Origin of the sequence: Carboxydocella sp. JDF658, from assembly GCF_002049395.1 — a bacterium.
GTDB lineage: Bacteria > Bacillota.
The window spans coordinates 21457-27950 of sequence record NZ_BDLR01000204.1 but is presented as its reverse complement, the minus strand read 5'-3'; the positions used below and the strand labels follow the sequence as shown (position 1 = coordinate 27950).

The 6494-nt window shown below is 50.7% G+C and carries 8 protein-coding genes; all 8 read right to left on the bottom strand.

Annotation, left to right across the window (positions count from 1 at the left end):
• Positions 1–319, bottom strand: a 319-nt coding sequence (locus tag JDF658_RS13825; RefSeq protein WP_278308131.1) for an IS200/IS605 family accessory protein TnpB-related protein, incomplete at its 3' end; no start/stop codon positions are given.
• Between the two features lie 398 nt (positions 320–717).
• Positions 718–1356 (bottom strand): 50S ribosomal protein L25, encoded by a 639-nt coding sequence (locus JDF658_RS13820; protein WP_079908051.1) that lies wholly within the window; start codon positions 1354–1356, stop codon positions 718–720.
• Between the two features lie 79 nt (positions 1357–1435).
• Positions 1436–2377 (bottom strand): ribose-phosphate pyrophosphokinase, encoded by a 942-nt coding sequence (locus JDF658_RS13815; RefSeq protein ID WP_078665722.1) that lies wholly within the window; start codon positions 2375–2377, stop codon positions 1436–1438.
• 3 nt (positions 2378–2380) lie between these two features.
• Entirely contained in the window at positions 2381–3769 is a 1389-nt protein-coding gene (gene glmU / locus JDF658_RS13810; protein ID WP_079908049.1) for a bifunctional UDP-N-acetylglucosamine diphosphorylase/glucosamine-1-phosphate N-acetyltransferase GlmU, read from the bottom strand.
• A 135-nt stretch (positions 3770–3904) separates the two neighbouring features.
• Positions 3905–4381: a hypothetical protein gene (locus tag JDF658_RS13805; protein ID WP_079908048.1), complete on the bottom strand. Its 477-nt coding sequence runs from the start codon at positions 4379–4381 to the stop codon at positions 3905–3907.
• A gap of 119 nt (positions 4382–4500) precedes the next feature.
• On the bottom strand, positions 4501–4779 hold the full coding sequence (gene spoVG, locus JDF658_RS13800) for a septation regulator SpoVG (RefSeq protein ID WP_078665724.1): 279 nt from the start codon (positions 4777–4779) through the stop codon (positions 4501–4503).
• Positions 4780–4901: 122 nt separating this feature from the next.
• Positions 4902–5285 (bottom strand): RidA family protein, encoded by a 384-nt coding sequence (locus JDF658_RS13795; protein WP_079908046.1) that lies wholly within the window; start codon positions 5283–5285, stop codon positions 4902–4904.
• Between the two features lie 14 nt (positions 5286–5299).
• Positions 5300–6487, bottom strand: coding sequence for a threonine ammonia-lyase (ilvA, locus tag JDF658_RS13790; protein WP_079908053.1), 1188 nt, complete (start codon positions 6485–6487; stop codon positions 5300–5302).
• Between the last annotated feature and the right edge of the window lie 7 nt (positions 6488–6494).

Here is a 6494-nt window from a genome sequence, read left to right as displayed (position 1 = left end):
CCCGTTCCCTGAACCCCATTGCCCGGCGTCCTGTAACCAGTGCCGCCGCGCAATGCACCGGAACGGCGTAACGTTTCATATACTTCCAGTAACCTATGGTAGAAGTATGCCGGGGTGATACTAACTTGAAAGGCACCCCTTCTTTCACCGCTCTCCGATACATTGCCCCTACCATCTTCGCAAATGGAAAATTGGAAGCCATGCGGTTAAACTTTTTATTAGTGTCCAGTCTGTCTTTGCCAAAGTTCAGGTTTTCTAAAACAATGGGTTTGCCTGAAAAGAAAGCTATATCTACCACTACTCTGGCTAAAACGCCTATCAGGTAGCTACGCCGGAAGCTGGAAGCATGGGCTAAGTCTGGTATTCTGATATAAAGAAAGCCGTTCGGGTAAGTTTGTGTCTATAGCCAGACAACCTTTAGCAAGGTCCGGTTCCTGCACCCTGACCAGTTCAAAGGCCCACCGCATACAGTTATGCTAAATTGTTCTTCTCGTGTTTCTTTGGCATTCCTGATCAGCTCCCCGAAACCCTGCCGGACTTTGCTGCCTCTCCAATGGATAATATTCCATGCTTTTATAATAGTAAAATAGTTAGGTACAATCAATTATAGTATAGTTTTCTGAAGCTGCTGCATACCTCCCTTGCTCTCCCTCATTATATACAACCAGAGCCAGCAGAAGCAAGTAACCCCCTGCCAGTGGGCAGAGGGTCACTTTATTATGATGCCGCAGTGGTAGTCGCTTGTTTGGCTGGTACGGATTCAACCACTTTCACTTCTACGTCCTCGACCTGCATCCTGGGTGCAATCACTGCGGCAATAATAGTATCGGGATCCTGGGCAATCTGGCAACCAGGCGGAACAGGGATATCCTTGACCCGGATCATTCCGCCTATTTTCAGGTGACTGATGTCAATGGTGATTTCCGCCGGAATATCCTGGGGCAAACATTCCACTTCCAGCTGGCGAACATTAAACTGAATAATGCCCCCGGCCTTTACCCCCTGGGCTTCTCCCACCAGGTGCACCGGTACCTGGGCATGAACTTTGCGGTTTGTTTCCACCTTTTGCAAATCCACATGCAGGAGCTCTTCCGTAACAGGATCCCACTGCACTTCCTTGATCAAAGCGTCAATAGGGCCCGTAGGCAAGCCGGAATCCAGTCTCAGCAAGCGGGTACGGCCGCCCGGACTGTTGAGCAGTTGCCGCAATTGTACTTTATCCACTGCGACCAAAATACTGCCATCAATACCATTACCATATACAACTCCCGGCACCCAGCCGGACCGGCGCAGGCGGCGATTATGCCCTTTTCCGTCTCTCTCCCGAATTCGGGCTGTCAGATTTTGACCAGTCAATGACTACACCTCCAAAAAAAATAATACCAGCACCATTTGTTTGTGCTGGTATTATGCCCGTTTTAGATAAGTATTATACCTAATCGAACAGCATACTCACTGACAGGTCCTCATGAACGCGCAAAATGGCTTCACCCAGAAGCGGCGCAACTGACAGGACCTTGATTTTGTTGCTGCGTTTTTCCTCTGAGAGGGGAATGGTATTGGTTACCACCAGTTCCTTGATGGGAGAGTTTTCAATGCGGGAGATAGCAGGACCGGATAAGACCGGATGGGTACAGCAGGCATAAACCTCTTTCGCCCCCCGCTCAATCAAGGCCTGGGCACCCAGGGTGATAGTCCCGGCGGTGTCGATGATATCATCGATCATGATCACTGTCTTGCCTTCGATATCGCCTATGATGTTCATTATCTCTGCTACATTCGGTTCCGGCCGCCGTTTGTCAATAATGGCAATGGCACTGCCCAGCCGGTCAGCCAGAGCCCGGGCCCGGGTTACTCCGCCCAGGTCAGGGCTGACAACAATAGCGTTCTCCAGGTTCTTATTGCGGAAATATTCGGCCAGGATGGGAACCCCGGGCAAGTGGTCCACCGGAATGTCAAAAAAGCCCTGAATCTGACCAGCATGTAAATCCATGGTCATTACCCGACGAGCTCCCCCGACGGTAATCAGGTTAGCCACCAGCTTGGCAGTAATGGGATCCCGGCCCCGGGCTTTTCGATCCTGCCGGGCATAACCGTAATAAGGAATAACGGCAGTAATGCGGCGAGCAGAAGCCCGACGCAGGGCATCAATCATAATCAGCAGTTCCATCAAATGGTCATTGGCCGGGCTACAGGTGGGCTGAATGACAAATACATCCGCCCCCCGTACGCTCTCATTGATTTTGACCACGATTTCGCCATCACTAAAGCGGGAAACCTGAGCTTGTCCCAGATTAACCCCCAGATATTCGGCGATTTCCGCTGCCAACGCCGGGTTGGCATTACCGGTAAAAATTTTCATCTGGCGCACACCCATGATTTATGCTTTACCTCCTTCGATTGCTTCGCGCCGAGCTTTAGCCCAGCCTTCCCGGTTTTTTTGCGGCGCCCGGGCCACCCCCAGGGCATCAGCCGGTACATCCTTAACAATAGTGGAACCAGCGGCAACCAGGCTCCCGGCGCCAATAGTTACCGGTGCGACCAGGTTGCTGTTGCTGCCAATAAAGGCGCCATCGCCAATAATGGTTTTTGATTTTTTGTAACCATCATAATTGCAGGTGATGGTGCCAGCCCCGATATTAACCCCGGAGCCAATCTCCGCATCTCCTATATAACTGAGATGGGGCACTTTGCTGCCCTGGCCAATCACTGCATTTTTAATTTCCACAAAATCGCCTACCTTGACCCCGGCCGCCAGGTGGGTACCAGGGCGCAAGTAAGCAAAGGGCCCGATAGTACAGTCATTGCCGATCTCCGCCTGCAAAACCACGCTGAACTGGATCTCCACCCCATCTCCAATCTGGCTGTCCATAATTTTGGTATCAGGACCGATCTGGCAGCCAGCTCCGATAGTGGTTTTGCCTGTCAAGTGGGTATTGGGGTAAATGACGGTATCAGCGCCGATTTTGACCTCCGCCTCTATATAAGTAGTGGCCGGGTCAAGAATGGTTACTCCTGCCAGCATCTGCTGCCGGTTAATGCGTTCCCGGAACAGCCGGTTGGCTTCTGCCAGGGCCACCCGGTCATTGATACCCATCACCTCTGTATCATCTGACAGCTGCCAGGCCGCTACCTTTTGCCCTTGCTGCCGGAAAATAGCCAGCACATCCGTTAAATAATACTCCCCCTGGGCATTGTTGGGGGTGATTTGCTGCAGGGCGGCAAAGAGGGCCTGCGCCTGGAAGCAATATGTACCGGAGTTGACTTCCCTGATGGCTTTCTGCTCCGGGGTAGCATCCTTTTCCTCCACGATGGCTGCCACCTGGCCCTGTTCATCCCGGATAATCCGGCCATAACCTGTCGGATTTGCCAGCGTCATGGTCAGTACCGTAGCCACTGCCTCTTGCTGGCGATGGTACTGGGCCAGAGCCGCCAGGGTTTCACCGCGCAACAAAGGGGTATCTCCACACACAACCAGAATATCTCCCTCAAAATCCCGCAATACAGTCTCTGCCTGCATGACAGCATGACCTGTACCCAGTTGTTCTTTCTGTTCTACATATATCTGCTCCGGCCCTAAAGTGGCCTGCACCTGTTCTGCTCCATGCCCGATAACCAGCACCACCGGTTGCGCTCCGGCAGTACGGCAAGCTGCCATGACATGGCTGACCATCGGTTGGCCCCCGACCGGATGTAATACTTTGGGCAGCCGGGACTTCATCCTTGTCCCTTTTCCTGCTGCCAGGATGACTGCTGCCAGCCCTTCCAAAAAAGACGCCTCCTTTATATGAGCTATCCATTTGTTATTATGCCTAACTTTTTGTATATTCAACAGCTTTCCCTTAATTCCTGCCCTTCTGCCGCGAAAAATGAAAAAAAGAGGGGTCACTGCCCCTCTTTTTTCCTATAGACCTTTTACTTTACTCATATCATGGCAACCGCTACAGGTTTGTTTATATTTAACAGTGAATGCCTCACTATTCATGTGCACATCATGGATTTTGTTAACAAATTTTTCCCTTTTTTCGGGAGATAGCTTATGACAATTCATGCAATCAGCAATCAGCGCATTCTTGTCAATTTCCGGGTGATTGGGTATCAATTTGGTTTCGCCAGCAAGGGAAACATCCTTTTCCTTGCCATCTTTAGTCTTAATGACTTTACCAGGTGCATGGCAATCATTACAACCATTTTTTGCACCTGTCAAAGAAATGGTAATTTTCTTGGCGGGCTGTTGCTCAGGCTGGGTTTGGGTGGTCGATTGCTTGGTTTCAGTAGCTGGTTTTTCCTGTTTTGGCTCAGACTTGTTGGTAGCACAGCCGCTTAATAGACTTGCGCCCAGCAAAAAGGCGAGCAAAGGTACCAGTACTTTTTTAGTCATTTTATCTCCTCCTCTCCTCTTTTGTAATTATTATAACAAAATGACCGGCAAAAGGCAAATTTCTATATTTTATGAAATAAAACCCAAAAAAACACCCCGCTGACGCGGGGTGTTGCTGTTTAAGCACTGACCTGTTCCTCTACCATTGCCTGTTGATAGGCGTCCAGAACCACCTGGGAAATCAGCTGCCGGAAATCTGAAGTTATAGGATGGGCGATGTCACGGTAATGCCCCTCAGAAGTCTTGCGGCTGGGCATCGCCACGAATAAGCCCTTTTGACCCTCCACCACTTTGATGTCATGGACAACGAAGACATTGGACAGGGTGACAGAGGCAATTGCTTTCAGTTTTCCTTCCGGGCTCAGTTTCCGAATCCGTACATCGGTAATATTAAGCATAGTCTCACCACCTTCCTGGTTGCCTACTAGATATTATTTTCCAATACAGGTTATTTTATTCTCTCCATCCCAAAAAAATCCTGCTTATTTGTGCTAAAAGTTTCATACAAATTCTTACACAATTATTCACATAAGGCTATTACCTCAATCTCAATATCGACATCTTTCGGCAGGCGGGCTACCTCTACCAGGGAGCGGGCCGGCGGATTGGCAGTAAAGTATGTAGCGTAGATTTCATTAATGGTGGCAAACTGATTCATATCCTTAATAAATACCGTTGCTTTTACCACCTTATCCAGAGAGCTGCCGGCAGCTTCCAGTAGACCCTTAATGTTATCCAGCACCCGGCGGGTCTGGGTTTGGATATCCCCGGTAACCAGCTGGCCAGTGACGGGATCAATGGGAATCTGACCGGAACAGAATAGCAAATTGCCCACCTTGACCGCCTGGGAATAGGGTCCGATGGCCTGGGGTGCTGCGGTAGTAGAAATAATTTCTTTTGTCATTGCTCGTTCCTCCTTTAACTAACTATTTCCACTTGATAGTGGTTATTCTGCAGTATCGCCAGAATTTCCCCAATATGTTGATTATCCTGGGTTTCCAGTTCCAGGATCACTTCCGCCTGGGTATAGGTTAAAGTCGGACGGGTACGATCATGGGTAATGGAGATGACATTGGCCCTGGTGCGAGCGATCAGCTCCAGCAATTTTTGCAAGCTGCCGGGCTTATCCACCAGAATGGTGCGAAAGCGCAAACGGCGGCCAGCTTTGCTGAGACCGCGATTAATAATGGTCGCCACCATGTTCACATCAATATTGCCACCGGAAAGGACAATCGCAGTTCGGCCGCTGAAAGGCAGCTTGCCTGCCAGCAAGGCTGCTACGCCTACTGCTCCCGCTCCCTCTACAATGGTTTTGCCCCGTTCCAGCAGCATGAGAATGGCCTGGGCGATTTCCTCATCCGTAACGGTCACAATCTCATCCACCAGGTCATTGATAATCTGAAAAGTTAGTTGTCCCGGTTTTTTAACTGCAATCCCATCGGCAATGGTATCCACCTGAATGATCTCCTGCCAGCTGCCGGCCCGTTTGGACAGGTACATAGCCGGAGCTCCGGCCGCCTGAATCCCGATCACTTTAATGCGGGGATTGCGACCTTTGATAGCTGTAGCCAGTCCGGCCACCAGCCCCCCGCCGCCGATAGGGGCTACCACCACTTCCGGTTCAATCTCCTCTAGAATCTCCAGGCCGATGGTCCCCTGCCCCGCTATGACTTCCGGGTCATCAAAGGCATGAACGAAAGTGGCTCCGGTTTGTTCCTGAATCTCTTTGGCCTTCTGGTAAGCCTCATCATAGGAAATTCCGCTCAACACTACTCTGGCCCCATAACTGCGGGTAGCGGATACCTTGCTGAGAGGAGCTCCCTCCGGCATGACAATGGTAGCCGGAATGCCTGCAGCACTGGCCCCGTATGCTACTCCCTGGGCGTGGTTCCCTGCTGAGGCGGCTATTACCCCTTTGGCCTTATCTTCAGGGGACAGGGTTAAAATCCTGTTATAGGCGCCCCGCAATTTAAAAGAACCGGTTTTTTGCAGATTCTCATGTTTTAACCAGACTTCCCGACCACTCAGACGGCTGAAGGTAGTGGACAGGTCCAGGGGAGTGCGGTGAGCAACCCCTTGAAGGCGGACTGCCGCCTGCTCAATCATGGTCAAA